The organism is Oscillospiraceae bacterium MB24-C1 (genome assembly GCA_030913685.1).
In the GTDB taxonomy this organism is placed as follows: domain Bacteria; phylum Bacillota; class Clostridia; order Oscillospirales; family Ruminococcaceae; genus Yanshouia.
This window is the reverse complement of the sequence record CP133187.1, coordinates 1,301,180-1,315,230: the sequence shown is the minus strand read 5'-3', so window position 1 is coordinate 1,315,230 and position 14,051 is coordinate 1,301,180. Positions and strand designations below refer to the sequence as shown.

General features: G+C 48.7%; 17 protein-coding genes and 1 pseudogene. 7 read left to right on the top strand and 11 right to left on the bottom strand.

Features of this window, described 5'->3' with window-relative positions; translation table 11 throughout:
- Positions 1–72 precede the first annotated feature (72 nt).
- From RBH76_06355 to RBH76_06340, 4 genes are all read left to right on the top strand, one after another.
- Complete coding sequence (locus RBH76_06355; GenBank protein WMJ85035.1) at positions 73–708, top strand: stage II sporulation protein M; 636 nt, start codon at positions 73–75, stop codon at positions 706–708.
- A gap of 61 nt (positions 709–769) precedes the next feature.
- Complete coding sequence (sdaAB, locus tag RBH76_06350) at positions 770–1,450, top strand: L-serine ammonia-lyase, iron-sulfur-dependent subunit beta (protein WMJ85034.1); 681 nt, start codon at positions 770–772, stop codon at positions 1,448–1,450.
- Entirely contained in the window at positions 1,450–2,325 is an 876-nt protein-coding gene (gene sdaAA, locus RBH76_06345; protein ID WMJ85033.1) for an L-serine ammonia-lyase, iron-sulfur-dependent, subunit alpha, read from the top strand. The genes sdaAB and sdaAA overlap by 1 nt, the downstream gene beginning before the upstream one ends.
- A gap of 41 nt (positions 2,326–2,366) precedes the next feature.
- Positions 2,367–2,573, top strand: a complete 207-nt coding sequence (locus RBH76_06340; GenBank protein WMJ85032.1) for a hypothetical protein — start codon at positions 2,367–2,369, stop codon at positions 2,571–2,573.
- A gap of 166 nt (positions 2,574–2,739) precedes the next feature.
- On the opposite strand, the gene RBH76_06335 is transcribed toward RBH76_06340, so the two are convergent.
- The 4 genes from RBH76_06335 to RBH76_06320 all read right to left on the bottom strand — a co-directional run bounded on the left by RBH76_06335 (position 2,740) and on the right by RBH76_06320 (position 5,209).
- A complete protein-coding gene (locus RBH76_06335) occupies positions 2,740–3,003 on the bottom strand; it encodes a hypothetical protein (protein WMJ85031.1) in 264 nt (87 codons plus the stop codon).
- Between the two features lie 201 nt (positions 3,004–3,204).
- Complete coding sequence (locus tag RBH76_06330) at positions 3,205–4,200, bottom strand: metal ABC transporter substrate-binding protein (GenBank protein WMJ85030.1); 996 nt, start codon at positions 4,198–4,200, stop codon at positions 3,205–3,207.
- 72 nt (positions 4,201–4,272) lie between these two features.
- Positions 4,273–4,587: a hypothetical protein gene (locus RBH76_06325; protein WMJ85029.1), complete on the bottom strand. Its 315-nt coding sequence runs from the start codon at positions 4,585–4,587 to the stop codon at positions 4,273–4,275.
- A 193-nt stretch (positions 4,588–4,780) separates the two neighbouring features.
- Positions 4,781–5,209: an Rrf2 family transcriptional regulator gene (locus tag RBH76_06320; protein ID WMJ85028.1), complete on the bottom strand. Its 429-nt coding sequence runs from the start codon at positions 5,207–5,209 to the stop codon at positions 4,781–4,783.
- Positions 5,210–5,392: 183 nt separating this feature from the next.
- On the opposite strand from RBH76_06320, the gene RBH76_06315 reads away from it, so the two are divergent.
- Positions 5,393–5,719 (top strand): hypothetical protein, encoded by a 327-nt coding sequence (locus RBH76_06315; GenBank protein WMJ85027.1) that lies wholly within the window; start codon positions 5,393–5,395, stop codon positions 5,717–5,719.
- Between the two features lie 141 nt (positions 5,720–5,860).
- Here RBH76_06315 and RBH76_06310 read toward each other — a convergent pair whose 3' ends face one another.
- A complete protein-coding gene (locus RBH76_06310) occupies positions 5,861–6,235 on the bottom strand; it encodes a metal-dependent transcriptional regulator (GenBank protein WMJ85026.1) in 375 nt (124 codons plus the stop codon).
- A 198-nt stretch (positions 6,236–6,433) separates the two neighbouring features.
- Between RBH76_06310 and RBH76_06305 the strand changes: the two genes are divergently transcribed.
- The gene (locus RBH76_06305) at positions 6,434–7,558 is read left to right on the top strand and encodes a GGDEF domain-containing protein (GenBank protein WMJ85025.1); all 1,125 of its coding nucleotides are present in this window, start codon (positions 6,434–6,436) and stop codon (positions 7,556–7,558) included.
- 152 nt (positions 7,559–7,710) lie between these two features.
- On the opposite strand, the gene hcp is transcribed toward RBH76_06305, so the two are convergent.
- The gene (gene hcp / locus RBH76_06300) at positions 7,711–9,303 is read right to left on the bottom strand and encodes a hydroxylamine reductase (GenBank protein ID WMJ85024.1); all 1,593 of its coding nucleotides are present in this window, start codon (positions 9,301–9,303) and stop codon (positions 7,711–7,713) included.
- Positions 9,304–9,454: 151 nt separating this feature from the next.
- Positions 9,455–10,156 carry a 4Fe-4S binding protein gene (locus RBH76_06295; GenBank protein WMJ85023.1) on the bottom strand — a complete coding sequence of 234 codons (702 nt, stop codon included), beginning with the start codon at positions 10,154–10,156 and terminating at the stop codon, positions 9,455–9,457.
- Between the two features lie 106 nt (positions 10,157–10,262).
- On the opposite strand from RBH76_06295, the gene RBH76_06290 reads away from it, so the two are divergent.
- Positions 10,263–10,922 (top strand): Crp/Fnr family transcriptional regulator, encoded by a 660-nt coding sequence (locus RBH76_06290; protein WMJ85022.1) that lies wholly within the window; start codon positions 10,263–10,265, stop codon positions 10,920–10,922.
- Positions 10,923–11,139: 217 nt separating this feature from the next.
- On the opposite strand, the gene RBH76_06285 is transcribed toward RBH76_06290, so the two are convergent.
- The 4 genes and pseudogenes from RBH76_06285 to RBH76_06270 all read right to left on the bottom strand — a co-directional run bounded on the left by RBH76_06285 (position 11,140) and on the right by RBH76_06270 (position 13,925).
- Positions 11,140–11,310: a 4Fe-4S binding protein gene (locus RBH76_06285; GenBank protein ID WMJ85021.1), complete on the bottom strand. Its 171-nt coding sequence runs from the start codon at positions 11,308–11,310 to the stop codon at positions 11,140–11,142.
- A gap of 573 nt (positions 11,311–11,883) precedes the next feature.
- A pseudogene (locus RBH76_06280) lies at positions 11,884–12,645 on the bottom strand (stage 0 sporulation family protein).
- 17 nt (positions 12,646–12,662) lie between these two features.
- Positions 12,663–13,598 (bottom strand): hypothetical protein, encoded by a 936-nt coding sequence (locus RBH76_06275; GenBank protein WMJ85020.1) that lies wholly within the window; start codon positions 13,596–13,598, stop codon positions 12,663–12,665.
- A 3-nt stretch (positions 13,599–13,601) separates the two neighbouring features.
- A complete protein-coding gene (locus RBH76_06270; protein WMJ85019.1) occupies positions 13,602–13,925 on the bottom strand; it encodes a cyclic-di-AMP receptor in 324 nt (107 codons plus the stop codon).
- Positions 13,926–14,051: the final 126 nt, after the last annotated feature.

Below are 14,051 nucleotides of genomic sequence, written 5' to 3'. Positions count from 1 at the left end.
CCGTGCTTGTGTATACCGAGTGGTTATGCTAAAATAACAGCTAAGAAAAGGATGGACTTAAAGAGGGATGAAATGACATTTATTATAATGGAATATCAGCGAGCATTTAAATTTTTGAGGCGGTTGCTAGTTTCGATTCTTCTGATGTTGGTTGTATTTTTTGCTGTCGCCATTACGGCACACTTTGTCTTTTCGGCGCAGTATCAGGCTGACCCTACCAAGATGGAGCAGCAGATCATGCAGCTTTCCGAAATGTTCAACGAGAAGGACGTGATTAACGAAAGTGGGCAATTAAGCGTTATGGGCTTGTTTTTTAACAACTTTATCGCGTCCGGTATGGCGGTTGTGACGGGTGTCGTGCCATTTATATTTGTGCCATTGGCGGCCTTGGCGTTAAATGCGGTGCTTGTTGGCATTATTTCAGCCATCATGGGTACCGCGGGAATCGGCGGACCTTTTGAGCTGGTGGTATCTATCGCGCCGCATGGCGTGTTTGAGATTCCTGCGCTGCTTATCAGCGCAGCCATGGGCATTGCGCTTTGTTTGGATATCAGTGCGCGGGTTCTCTATAAAAAACGCGATATGTCATTCTTGACGCTGTTGGCGGAGTTGGCGAGAATCTCTGTGCTGGTAATTGTACCGCTGCTGGCGGTGGCGGCGGTGCTAGAAGCCTATCTAACGCCGGCGTTGATGGCAATACTGTTGTAGTTTCTGGGCATACTGGCAATAAGAAATGCCGGTATGCCCTGTAAAATTTGGGGGTGTTTTTATGGATATCAGCGTCTTTGAGGCAGTTGGACCGGTGATGATTGGACCATCGAGCTCGCACACGGCGGGCGCGGCCCGGTTGGCACGTATTGCGCGCACCATCGTCGCGGGATCGTTTGATCATGTGTCGTTTGGGATGCATGGTTCATTTGCGCAAACCTACAGGGGGCACGGCACTGACCGCGCGTTGGTAGCGGGTGTTTTGGGTTTTCCTGAGGACGATGAGCGAATCTCTAACGCCTTTGCACTTGGCGAACAAGCCGGGCTTACATGGGATTTTCACCCGATAGAACTGCTAAACGTACACGAAAATTCCGTCAAGATGACGTTCTTTATGAAAGATGGCAGCCGCCAGGAGATTATAGGCTCTTCCGTTGGTGGGGGACAGATTATCATTTGCGAGATAAATGGTTTTCTCACAGATATTTCGGCGCAGTCGAGTACGCTGGTTATCAGCCAGAACGACCGGCGCGGGGTTATCAGCGATGTGTCGCGGGTGCTGGCCGAAGTCGGCATGAATATTGGCACGATGAAGGTCAGCCGACATGCTCGGGGGGAAACTGCCTTTTGCATCATCGAGACCGACGCGTCGATTGACGATGCAGTGGTCGCGCGCCTAAAACAGGTGAACAATGTACTCAGCGTGCAGGCAATTAACCTAAGCGAAGGGGAGGCGTTTTGATGTACGGCAATTTTGACGGAATGCTAAACTTAGCGAAAAAAAATAACGCACCGCTTTGGAAGGTTATTTTAGAGAATGAAAAAAAGCTAACGGGTAAAACCGAGGACGAAATATTTAAGTTACTTCAGAAACGTTACGATGTGATGGAAGCATCCGCCCATAGGGCTTTAAAAGTGCCGATGCCAACGGTGTTGGGGCTGGTTTCGGGCATTAGTGCGCCTCAGAATCGCTATGCCGAACAAAACGGTGGACTGTGCGGCGCGCTGGTCAATAAGGCGATGGCCTACGCGCTTTCTTGTAGCGAAGTGAACGCCGCCATGGGTAAAATTTGCGCCGCCCCTACTGCGGGCGCCTGTGGCATTGTGCCTGCGGTGCTGCTCACGTTGAAAGAGGCACTTTCGCTGACGCAGCATCAAACGCTGTGCGGATTGCTCACCGCTGCGGGCGTAGGTGCAATCATTATGAAAAACGCCACGGTTTCAGGCGCGGAGGGTGGCTGTCAAGCAGAGTGCGGTGTCGCTGCGGCAATGGCGGCCTCGGCGGCAGTGGAACTGACGGGTGGCAGCCCTCGTCAGGCATTGGACGCTGTATGCTTTACGCTGATGAATTCGATGGGCTTGGTGTGCGACCCGGTGGCGGGTCTGGTGCAGGTACCTTGCGCCCAGCGCAATGCTTCCCAGACGGTCAATGCCCTACTTTCGGCCGATCTGGCGCTGGCGGGCATGACTAGCGTCATCCCAACTGACGAGGTGGTTGAAGCGATGTACCACGTTGGGCGGCAATTGCCGATTCAGCTGCGCGAGACGGCGATGGGCGGTATTGCAGCAACCGATGCCGCCAAAAAATTTACTAGGCAGCTTTTTGAGCTGGAGTGACGGCCTCGAGCAGTTTTAGACGGTAAGAAAGGGCGACAATTGTGATTAGACAGGCATTAAAACAGGCGCTTTGGATTAGTCTTGGTGTGACGATTGGCGGGGTCTTGCTGCCGAGATTAATTAATAACCGTTGGTATAATGACACCTATCCGCCACTGGTGATGCATATGCTGTTATATTTTATCGTAGGTTATGTTGTCTGCTTTCTGACAGTTTGGTTGATGCTGTTTTTAAAGTCAAAACGCTAAATAGCGAGCATCGCTTATCTATTGGGGCAGTACTCTAACGAAAAAATGCATAACCAAATATAATACAAATGGTATATTTAAATATACTGTTAAGGGCGCCGTTGTTTAGCAACGGCGCCCTTAACAGCTATGGATAGGGAAGGGAAAGGTATAGCGAATAAATTAGTTATTTTGGTGGGCAGCATTTTGAGCAGGGGCCGTAACTTTGCTTGGCTGTTTCCAGCTCAATTGGGATGCAGCTCTTCGCGAGATAAGAACAGCCGCTACAATGATATTTACTGCCGGTTTCGGTTACATAAACAATGACGTGCTGCGGCTCGGTGGCTGGCACATCATCAGTGAAGTTTTGTTTTTCGATGGATGAAGCGTTATGAACATTGCTGGAGACCAAGGTAGCGGTGACACCGGCGGTGGTAATCGGCGCCCTCACTGGCTCATCTTGCCTTGAGCCGCATCCAAGTAGAAGCGAAAAAGATAATGATATAGCTAATAGGCTCAACAAAATGCGTTTTGTAATATGATTATCCATAAAAAAGCACCCCCGATATAGCTCTACTATATCGCGGGGCGCCTTAATCTTATGGGGAACTTTGTCGAATCGTAAAAAATAGACGAACCGTTATATGATGGCTTAGTTGAGCGCCTGACGTATAGTCTCAATATTTTTCTCCATCAAGCTTAAATAACTGACACCTGACTGCATCTCGTCTTTTGAAACATTGTGGCAGGAGTGAAGCAGCAGCGTTTTGGCCCCGGTTGTCTCGGCGATGGAATCAGCAATCTTATGATTTGAAAATTCGATATACAGGACGGCGGGAATGCTCTCAGCCTTGACCTTGTCGGTGAGGAATGCAACAGTTGCTGCGCTAGCTTCCGTCTCACTGCTGCACCCGGGGAAGGCAGCGTAGTAGTTTAAGCCAAACTCATCTGCGAAATAGCGGAAGGGAAAGCGGTCGCCCACGATGATTGTGTTGCGCTTGGCCGTCTTGACCACCTTGTGAAAATCGTTATCCAATGTGGTGAGCTTTTCAATATAGGCGTTGGCGTTTGTGCGATAGGTCTCGGCGTTGGCGCTGTCAAGCGTTGAAATGACATCAGTCATGCTGTGCACAATCTTGATGGCGTTCGCAGGTGAAGTCCAGACATGTTCATCATATTCGATTTCGTCATGTTCATGCTCTTGGCCATGTTCGTCTTCGTCCGCAAAGTGATGGTTGTGATCACTCTCCATTCCTTCGACCACTTCCTCTTCAACGGCGGTAACACTATCCATTATCTTTAAAGTATCTGGAGCCTTGTCGCCCATCGAATCAAGAATGTCATCGATCCATACATCACCTTCGCCACCGACATAAATAAAAAGATCACAGTTTTGAATGGTGATGATATCCTGTGGCGCAGGTTCGTAGGTGTGGCTCTCGGTGCCGGGTGGCAGCAGCATAGTTGCGTCGGCGTAGGTACCGACAATTTCGCGTGCAAAATCGTATTGAGGGAAAATGGTTGTGACGATGTTTAAACGGTTATTGTTCTTTGTAGGCGCTATGGATGATGTGGTGCCGTTACCGCATCCTGAAAGTGGGAATACTGCCACGACGGCAGACAATATCATTGTTAGTAGCTTTTTCATATTTTCCTCCAAGGTGTCGTGGTTACTTTTTACAGACTGCTTGTTGTGAGCATGCCCGGGGCTTTGGGTGGTTTAATCATCCATGCGCGTGCGTAATGCGACCAGGGAATGCCCGGTCAGCCACATTATAGCATCACCCCAAGGTGCTAAAAGGGTAGGCACATAGCACAAAAGTATGCTTGAAAGAATAAAAATTCGCACCCAAGTAAGGCTGCGAATCAGCGCCGTAGCGTGGCTGATTTTCAGGCAGATGGCGCAGTGCACATCTGGACAAGTGTGGTGAGCGTGAGCGACGATTAATAGCAGCGACAGGCATAACACGAACGCCAGACCGCAAAGCAACAGCGCTGCGCCAAGTTGAATGTTACCAGTATTTTGATGTTTCATTTGTTGTATTACCACCAATTTGAAACCAATTCTCAAATTTCTTATGCTATTATAGTATACCCCTTACCGGAAGTCAAGAAAAAAGAGACAGCGAAACCAACGGCTATTCAGGATAGATAATTAGCTGGTAACACGCCTTGCCCCGCGACATTAGCTGCCGCGGGGCAAGGCGTGTTACTGTGATTGAAAGATACTAAAGCGACTCGGGTAAAAACGGCGCGCCACGCAATAAATCTTCTAGGGTCACGCCATCAACATAATCATCAATTATCTGCGCAAGCCCCTGCCAGAAGGGAAGTGTTTTACAATCATTGCAACGGGTGCAGCAGTTAGGCTCATCCTCTAGACAGGCCACCGGCACCAGACTGCCCTCTACCGCACGCAAAATCTCCCCTGCGGTATATTCTGCAGCGGGACGGGTCAGTCGGTAGCCGCCGCTACTACCGCGTATACTTTTAAGCAATCCGGCGCGGGAGAGTAAGGGGGTAATCTGTTCAAGGTATTTTAACGTAATTCCTTGCCGCTGTGAAATGTCGCGCAGCGAAATCACCGCACCAGCATCATGACCAGCAAGGTCTATCATTACTCTAAGTGCATATCGGCCTTTAGTGGATATTTTCATGTGCAAACCTCCGATAGAATCAATAAATTGCAAGACGCGTTTTGTTGATGAATGCAAGAATGCGACATTTGATACCGCGTTAATCAAATGTCGGCAGCTGATGCACACAACTTTATAAGGTAATTAATGATTGTAACCTTACCGACCAAAGGGCATATTATGTCTCACGAGGAGGCGATCAATATGACAATAGATGCTGCTATCGAACTGCTTAAATGGCTGGCACTGTTTACGTTGGGCGCGGCTTCGATTTATTATCAGACAAACACCAAAATTAGCTGTTACATCGCCAGACTGATTGATGAAGCGGAGCATGTCTACAAAGGTGTTTCAAAGTCTGGCGGTGAAAAATTTGAATGGGTGGTTACCACTCTTTATAGCATGGTTCCGGCGTTGCTAAAGCCTTTTATCACGCGGGAGGTGCTTGAAGACCTTGTGCAAAGCACCTTTGATGCCATGCAGCAATACGCCATGATCCAAATTGGCAGACTGACCAGCGGTCAAGATTGACAAAAGAAATAAATATTTGTCTTGGTGTTAGCTACTATGCCCGACACGGACATAGTAGCTACTGCAGAAAGGAAGCCCCCCTAACCGGGGGCTTCCTAATTTAATGTCGGGTGGTTTTCGCTCTGCTTTAAAGAAATATCTTCAGTTGGCGTTATCCTGTTCGACATGCTCAGCCAGCTTAAGAAAGGTTTCTTCACTAATACAATGTTCAATTTTGCAGGCATCCTCAGCCGCGGTGGTTTCATCAACCCCAAGGCTGATTAAAAAGCTTTTAAGCAACTTATGCCGACGATAAATACGCTGAGCAATCTCCATGCCGGGCGGCAAAAGGCGTATGTAACCTTCGCTATCCATTTCAATGTAGCCATTTTCGCGCAGCTTCTTCATCGCGACGCTAATACTGGGCTTTGAATATCCCAGTTCGTTGACAATATCAATGGAGCGTACCAACCCGAGACGCTCGGTCAGAACTAGTATCACCTCAAGGTAATCTTCGGCAGAGGCGTGTATAACCATTTAATCAGCTCCATTTCGTTTTTTTCATTATATTAAAAAATGCTATTGTTTTCAAGTTTGTATATGCTTTGTCATTGCTTTTTCAACTTATGTCTGAGAATTGTTTTCGCTTTTGATTATATTTTATAGTATAATATTAATTATATCAACATTATTTTACAGAAATGGTATTCCGCTTGCAGCGACAGGGGGAATTTTATGCGGTCACTTAGTTATTATGGGCATTCCCATGCGGACTATATAATTTGTAAAAAGACTATCTCTCTAACCAATAGAGAGACAATTGAGTATGTCATCAAGATGGCGCTCATTATTATGCCGTGTCTGGTGGCCGCGTCGTTTATGCTGCCGTTTATTGAACGGCACCGCCTAACTTATATTGTTACCGTGCCACTGCTTGTTGTAATGGCCTTGGCATTTAGGTACCTGCGTTTTTTAAGGGAAAACAGCATTCTAAGTGCCTATCTGTTGATGACAGTATTGTATGGATTTGCCATAGCACTTGCAATAGCCATTGAAGATCGGACCTCATCTGTCTTTAACCTTCTGCTTGTCATTTTGCCGGTCTTTTTGATCGACAATTTCCTGCGTATGTCGTTATACACGCTGGTAGTCAGTTGTATTTACTGCACTATATCGTACCAAGTCAAGCTAACGTCGATAGCAGCACATGAAATTTTCATCTGCCTGTGCTTTTACTGCATTTCAGTCATGACGCATTATTATGTTAATCATCGGGTTATCAGCGGGATGCTCAGCGATCGAAAGCGTGACGACGCATTGGCGTCATATCAGAAGGCGCAGCAAGAGCTGCGCGCCCAGGTGCAGAAAGACCCGTTGACTGGACTTTACAATCGCAGTGCATTTATTGAACAGGCTGTTTTACAGTTGAAAAAATGCCGGGAACTGTCAGGGTATCCAGCGCTGGGTATTCTGGATTTAGACCATTTTAAAGAAATTAATGATACTTTTGGTCATCAGGCGGGTGATCAGGTGCTTGTCGGGGTTGCGTCGATACTGCAAAAAACGTTGCGTGATACTGATATCGTCGGGCGTTTGGGTGGTGACGAGTACATTTTTGTGTTGACCGAAATCGGTGATGAAGTGGCGGCGGCTGCCATTTTAACAGAACTACTCGAACGGGTAAGCCAGTTGGGCCGGGACTTGGGAATTCCGGTGCATGGCTCAGTGGGGGTGGTTGTTGCGCTCGACGAACGAGATTTGTTTGACAGCTTGTATTATAAGGCGGATATTGCACTGTATAACGCCAAAAACACAGGTCGCAACCGTTATGTATTTTATACTGAAGGTGGGCGCAAATAGTTTAATCGATCTTTAAAACGCCAGATAGATCTTTTTGACCGCAAGGCTTAAGCGTAACATCATTACTATAACCAGAGACCCGTTCAAACGAACGGGTCTCTTTGCATCATCAAATGATTATGTCGAACCCATGTGAGGTAAAAGCGAACGGATTATCCGAGTAGCTTTTTCAAATCCTCATCGGGGGTGGTGATAGGGGCGATTCCGTAGTTTTCAACCAACACGTTGAGCACGTTTTTAGAAACAAAGGCGGGTAGCGTTGGGCCGAGCAGAATATTCTTTATCCCTAAATGCAGCAGTGTCAGAAGGATGCACACCGCTTTTTGTTCGTACCACGAGAGTACCAGCGAGAGCGGTAGGTCGTTGACGCCGCAGTCGAACGCCTCAGCAAGCGCAATGGCAACCTTTATGGCGCTGTAAGCGTCGTTGCACTGACCCATATCCATCAATCTGGGAAGCCCTCCAATTGAACCGATATCCAGGTCATTAAAACGGTATTTTCCGCATGCCAAAGTTAAAATAACGGTATCATCAGGGGCCTTTTTGACAAACTCGGTGTAATAGTTTCTGCCGGGCTTTGCACCGTCGCAGCCGCCGACGAGGAAGAAGTGGCGGATTGCACCGGACTTTACCGCATCGATGACCTTATCAGCAACGGATAAAACTGTGCCGTGTCCAAAGCCGGTCATAAGTGTCTTGCCGCCGTTGATGCCAGTGAATTCGGTATCCTCTTGATAGCCGCCCAATTCCAGCGCTTTTTCAATAACGGGGGTGAAGTCTTTATTTTCGCCAATATGCACTAGTTTGGGGTAGGAGACCACCTCAGTGGTGAATACCCGATCTTTATAGCTGGGCTTGGGCGGCATCAGGCAATTGGTGGTGAACAGAATCGGCGCGGGAATTCCATCAAACTCCTTCTGCTGGCTTTGCCATGCCGTGCCAAAATTGCCCTTAAGATGCGGATGCTTTTTTAGCTCGGGGTAACCGTGTGCGGGCAGCATTTCGCCATGGGTATAAATGTTAATGCCTTTGCCCTCGGTCTGCTCTAAAAGTTGCTTAAGATCGAGTAGATCATGGCCCGAGATGACGATGAACGGGCCTTTTTCGACTGTCATGGATACCGTCGTGGGCTTGGGGGTGCCGTAAGTGCCGGTGTTGGCAGCGTCGAGAAGTGCCATACACTTAAGGTTGACTTCGCCAACCTTTAAAACGAGGGGAAGTAGCGTCGGAACATCCAAATCCTCGCCGAGGGCGGCCATGCCCTCATAGAAAAATCCGCTGACCTCTGCGTCCTCATATCCGAGGACAAAGGCGTGATAGGCATAGGCGGCCATGCCGCGCAGTCCGAACAGAATCAGTGACTTCAGCGAGCGAACATCCTCGTTGTCATCCCAAAGGGAATGCATATCATAGTCGCTGCCTTTCTCACAGGCCGAAGGACAGCCTGCACATCCTGGAGCATACAGCGCCTTTTCGGCGTGGATTTTCTCGATCAGCGCAGTGAGTGTCTCGTCGTTAAAATTGACATTGGTAATAGTGGTAAACAATCCTTCAAGCATAAGCTGGTCGGTGCTGTGCGCCGGTGTGTCATTGCCAATTGCACGGGCCAATCCAATGAGCGCACCGGTCAGTTCATCCTGCAAATTAGCGGTGTCGGCCTTTTTGCCACACACACCTGCGCTCCCAGTACAGCTGGTACATCCCGCTGTCTGTTCGCACTGGAAGCAAAACATTTTTGTGTTCATCAATTTTCCTCCTTTTGTTGCAGTGGCTTTTTACCACGGGCGCACCGGGCTTTTGCCACTTTTGTGTCATGCTTTATTTGCCTAAGCATTCGGGCCGCTTGAGTGTAGGGCGACACTTGGCTTTAGCGGTTTCAGATAGTATTAAAACGGCTTAATCCAATATTCTGCCATCGGTCGAAATGGTGACAACCTGCCAGGGAATAAACTTTCCGCTGGCTTGCAAAGCGCGCTTAACCGCATTTTCAATGCCGCCGCAGCAGGGAACCTCCATGCGTACAACGGTGACACTTTTAATGTCATTGCTGCGAATTATTTGGGCAAGCTTTTCGGCGTAGTCGCCCTCATCAAGCTTTGGGCAGCCGATTAGTGTGACATGGTTTCGTATAAAACGGCTATGGAAATCGCCATAGGCATAAGCGGTACAATCGGCGGCAATCAGCAGGTTGGCACCATCGAAAAACGGCGCATTGATTGCGGCTAATTTGATTTGAACCGGCCACTGTCGCAATTGCGAGGTGAGTTCTCTGGTCGGCAAGGCGGGTATGGACTCGCGGGCAATAGCGTGTGCTCTTGAGCCAGGGCAGCCGCCGGTGGCGCATCCACCCGCTGCTTCCTTTGCAGCCTGATTTGCTTTGACGGCTGCTTCGTCATAGGCGGCAGCCTCGCGCTCTTCAAAGGTGATAGCGCCGGTGGGGCAAACCGGTAGACAGTCGCCTAAACCGTCGCAGTAATGATCGTGCATGAGCTTGGCTTTTCCGTTAACCATGCCAATGGCACCTTCATGGCAGGCTGTGACGCAGGCGGCGCAGCCGTTGCATTTATCCTCATCAATGTGAATGATTTTTCTAATCATATTAAAAGCTCCTTTCAAAGAACTGCTGTTTGGGATTGACTTTGTGAGACCATCATAATATAATAAGCCGAACAAGTCTGTTGTAAAAACAACGAAAGAAGGATGTATGAAAAAGTATTTAATGCAAATTAAAAAGTCGCGATTGTTTGCCGGCATTGATTTACAGGAGCTTGAAGCAATGCTCAGCTGTCTTTCTGCAACGGTGCGCAATTTTAAAAAAGGGGACTATATCATTCGCAGCGGGGACAGTGTTTCTTCGGTGGCATTGGTTGCTTCAGGTAGTGTGCATATCCAGCGTGAGGATTTTTGGGGCAATCGCACCATACTTTCAGAGATAGCGGAGAGCGGATTATTTGGAGAAAGCTACGCTTGCGCACCCGGCAAACCGACGCCGATTAACGCCGTGGCGGCGCAAAACTGCACCATCATATTTTTAGATGTACGGCGGATCATTACCACCTGCTCGTCGGTCTGCGCTTTTCATGCACGCCTGATTCAGAATCTGATTACGGTTTTGGCCTTTAAAAACATCATGCTTACCGATAAAATTGAACATATTTCTCAGCGCAGCACTCGAGAAAAGCTTTTATCTTACCTCTCTGAGCAGGCGCAGGCGGCGGGCAGTTCATCATTTGATATTCCTTTTAACCGACAGCAGCTTGCTGACTATTTGTGCGTAGACCGAAGTGCCATGTCGAATGCGCTTGGTCAGCTTCGGGATGAAGGGGTGCTGAATTTTAATAAGTCGCATTTTGAGTTGCTTTAAAACGCAAAGCAAAACAGCCCCCACAAAAAGACGACGGAACCGCTTGCAGCATTTAGGGTCAAAAATAGCTGCCGCCATTATGGCAGCAGCTTAAATTTACGCATAATGCTTTTGAAAAAGCGCTGTGCAGCTCGAAATTATGAGAAGGTACATCAGATAAAGGAAAAAGCGCGTAGCCTTGAGGCCACGCGCTTTTTGATGTAAGCTTGTCTTTAAATTACTCCTGGTTAGGAGCGCCAACGGGACATACACCCGCGCAAGCACCGCAATCGATGCAGGTATTAGCGTCGATAACATACTTGCTGTCGCCAGCCGAAATCGCATTTACAGGACATTCGGGCTCGCAAGCGCCGCAGCTGATGCATGCGTCGTTAATAACATATGCCATGTGAATACACCTCCTTTTATATTTCGTGTCTATAATAACATAGATTTTGTGAAATTAATAGCGCTTTGCAAAAAATAGTTAGGACAAACCTCAAATTATTTTTGGCATTTTAAAAGGTTTTAACTTGAGTTAGCTTTTGCTGAAAATTATTTATATAATATGCCGCCTGGGCTTTTTCTGGCTGTAATTAGACAGCAGATACGTCAAAAGAAAAGTGGAAGGCTTTATAGCCCTTCCACTTTTAGATAAATTAAACGTTGATTCTCAGTGACTATCAGCTTCGGGCGTCGGTGCGGCGGGCTGCTTGTTTTGCTGGCCAGATTTTCCGCCCTGACGCCTGGCGGGGCGGCTGCCGCGCGAGGGCTTTTTGCTGCCTTCCCGACGAGGGGCGTTTTCTTTGCGGCGAGGAGTAGCGCTCTTATCTTCGCCCTTGCCGTTCCCGCTATTTTCGCGATCCTCCTGAGAAGGCTGAGATGGGGGCTGTTGCCGTGGCTCCCGTGGTTCCCGTGCGGGACGGCCGTCCTCACGCAGCGGCTTTAATTCATGCTTCATAAAGTTTTTAAAGGTAAACGTGTCACCCGATTCAATTTTGACCTTGAGGTTGCCAGTGAGCAGGTTGACAATTTCTGATACCGTCCCAGGGCCTTCGGGCGTGTTGACGGCGGTGCCCACACGTGGGGTGGTGCGCAGTAGGTCTTCATAAGCGTTTTGCTCATACTTTAAGCAGCACATCAGTCTACCGCAGGTGCCGGAAATTTTGGTTGGATTGAGAGATAGACCTTGCTCCTTGGCCATTTTAATCGAAACAGGCTGAAAATCGCTTAAAAAACTTGAGCAGCAAAAAACACGTCCACAGATGCCTAACCCACCGAGCATTTTTGCCTCGTCGCGTACACCGATCTGACGCAGTTCAATGCGAGTGCGAAACACACTGGCCAAATCCTTGACCAGATCACGAAAATCCACGCGCCCGTCAGCGGTGAAATAAAACAGAATTTTGCTGTTATCAAAGGTGTATTCCACATCCACCAGCTTCATATCCATCTTATGATCCAGAATCTTCTGCTGGCATACCTCAAAAGCATGCGCTTCGCGCTTGCGATTTTCTTCCATCTGTGCCACGTCTTTTGCGGTGGCAAGACGTACAACCTGCTTCAAGGGCTTGACAATCTCTTCTTCAGCCACTTCGCGGTTGGCTACGGCAACCACGCCGCATTCCAGGCCGCGGGCCGTTTCAACAATGACCGCCTCGTCTGCTTTGGCGGTAATGCCGTTGGGGTCAAAGTAATAAACCTTGCCACCCTCTTTAAATTTAACGCCGATAACCTCAGACATCTTGTAATCCTCTTATTCTATATTAGTCCAGCGGCCTTCACCAGCCGGTTGACAGCGGCGGCACAAATGAGCGAAATGCTGACATTTTGGACGCTGCGCAGCGCCATTTCGTCTATTATAGCAATTATCTGCAAACTCTGCAACGGTGAGAAAATTCGCGCGCTGCCGGTAAGTCGGGTTATCACTGCGCTGCGAAGCGCGGTCAGCAGCAGGGTAAACTGTTCGCGATCTTTTTCATAGCCAGAAAAAAGCTTTAAAACGGTATAGCGATCGTTTTTTGAAAGTGCGGCTATTATGGCGGCGGAATCGTCGGCATAGCGGCGTGCCGCAGGGTCATTCAGACTATTCAGTGCCTGTCCAACGGTGGAAAATAGTGCGGCTTGGGTGCGCAGTGCTTCAGGGGTAGACTCGGACAGATGGTGAACGAGCGCGTCAAAACGCTGTTTCTCGCTTAATTCCCCCATGGAACAGATGGTCAGACGCGAACAAACCGTTTCAAGCAGACTGCCAGGTCCTGGTGCGGTAAAAATGAAATAGGCCGCCTCAGGCGGTTCCTCGATAATTTTGAGCAGTGCGTTTTGTGCCTCTACCCGCAGACGCTGTGCTTCCGGGATGAAAAACACTTTGCGGGGGGCTTCATGCGGGGATATGTAGGCCGCAGCTTTTATTTCGCGCACCCGATCCACGCCGATGGTCTTACTTTTGCCCTCAGGCAGCAATGTGAAAAAATCGGGGTGGTTACCGCTACTTAGCTTGTGGCAGGAGGGGCAGACACCGCATGGGGGCAATCCTTCTTTGCGACAAAGCAGCATGGCGGCGGCATATTGCGCGGCAGTACGCTTTCCGCTGCCGATGGGGCCGGCCAACAGCAGCGCATGGGGAAAACGCCCGCCCTGCCAAAGGGCATTGAGGCGAGCGAAAAGTGCATCTTGATAGAACAGGGGAAAAGTCATAGGTTACACCTTTTCAAAACGGTCTATATCGGTGACAAAAATGGTTGCGCCGCCCACCGGTACTTTCACAGGGTAGGTGGTGTACATGCCAACACCATAAGATGCGGCGGAGGGGATGGTATGGGTGCGCGATTTTGAATGCTCAGAGACAATGGCGATGACCTCATCCACCTTGTCGTTATCAGTTCCACACAAAAAAGTGGTGTTGCCGGCCATTAAAAAGCCGCCGGTCGTGGCAAGGCGGGTGACCTGAAAGTTTGCTGAAGTAAGGGCTGCTTGCACACGCGAAGCATCCTCGTTTGATACAATTGCAAAAATAAGCTTCATAGAAACGCCTCCATTTCTTGGTCGTTAAACAGTATTGACAACGCGCAAACGCGCTAGTTGCCTGAGCTTAATTTTTGTTTGAATATTTACCTAAGTGATTTAAATGCTAGAGCAGGTTCGCTTAAT

Excerpts from the sequence above, each read along its gene's own strand:
- RBH76_06355 (WMJ85035.1), top strand. The coding sequence starts at position 73 with ATGACATTTATTATAATGGAATATCAGCGAGCATTTAAATTTTTGAGG.
- sdaAB (WMJ85034.1), top strand. The coding sequence starts at position 770 with ATGGATATCAGCGTCTTTGAGGCAGTTGGACCGGTGATGATTGGACCA.
- sdaAA (WMJ85033.1), top strand. The coding sequence starts at position 1,450 with ATGTACGGCAATTTTGACGGAATGCTAAACTTAGCGAAAAAAAATAAC.
- RBH76_06330 (WMJ85030.1), bottom strand. The coding sequence starts at position 4,200 with ATGAAAAAGCTACTAACAATGATATTGTCTGCCGTCGTGGCAGTATTC.
- RBH76_06325 (WMJ85029.1), bottom strand. The coding sequence starts at position 4,587 with ATGAAACATCAAAATACTGGTAACATTCAACTTGGCGCAGCGCTGTTG.
- RBH76_06320 (WMJ85028.1), bottom strand. The coding sequence starts at position 5,209 with ATGAAAATATCCACTAAAGGCCGATATGCACTTAGAGTAATGATAGAC.
- RBH76_06315 (WMJ85027.1), top strand. The coding sequence starts at position 5,393 with ATGACAATAGATGCTGCTATCGAACTGCTTAAATGGCTGGCACTGTTT.
- RBH76_06310 (WMJ85026.1), bottom strand. The coding sequence starts at position 6,235 with ATGGTTATACACGCCTCTGCCGAAGATTACCTTGAGGTGATACTAGTT.
- RBH76_06305 (WMJ85025.1), top strand. The coding sequence starts at position 6,434 with ATGCGGTCACTTAGTTATTATGGGCATTCCCATGCGGACTATATAATT.
- hcp (WMJ85024.1), bottom strand. The coding sequence starts at position 9,303 with ATGAACACAAAAATGTTTTGCTTCCAGTGCGAACAGACAGCGGGATGT.
- RBH76_06295 (WMJ85023.1), bottom strand. The coding sequence starts at position 10,156 with ATGATTAGAAAAATCATTCACATTGATGAGGATAAATGCAACGGCTGC.
- RBH76_06290 (WMJ85022.1), top strand. The coding sequence starts at position 10,263 with ATGAAAAAGTATTTAATGCAAATTAAAAAGTCGCGATTGTTTGCCGGC.
- RBH76_06285 (WMJ85021.1), bottom strand. The coding sequence starts at position 11,310 with ATGGCATATGTTATTAACGACGCATGCATCAGCTGCGGCGCTTGCGAG.
- RBH76_06275 (WMJ85020.1), bottom strand. The coding sequence starts at position 13,598 with ATGACTTTTCCCCTGTTCTATCAAGATGCACTTTTCGCTCGCCTCAAT.
- RBH76_06270 (WMJ85019.1), bottom strand. The coding sequence starts at position 13,925 with ATGAAGCTTATTTTTGCAATTGTATCAAACGAGGATGCTTCGCGTGTG.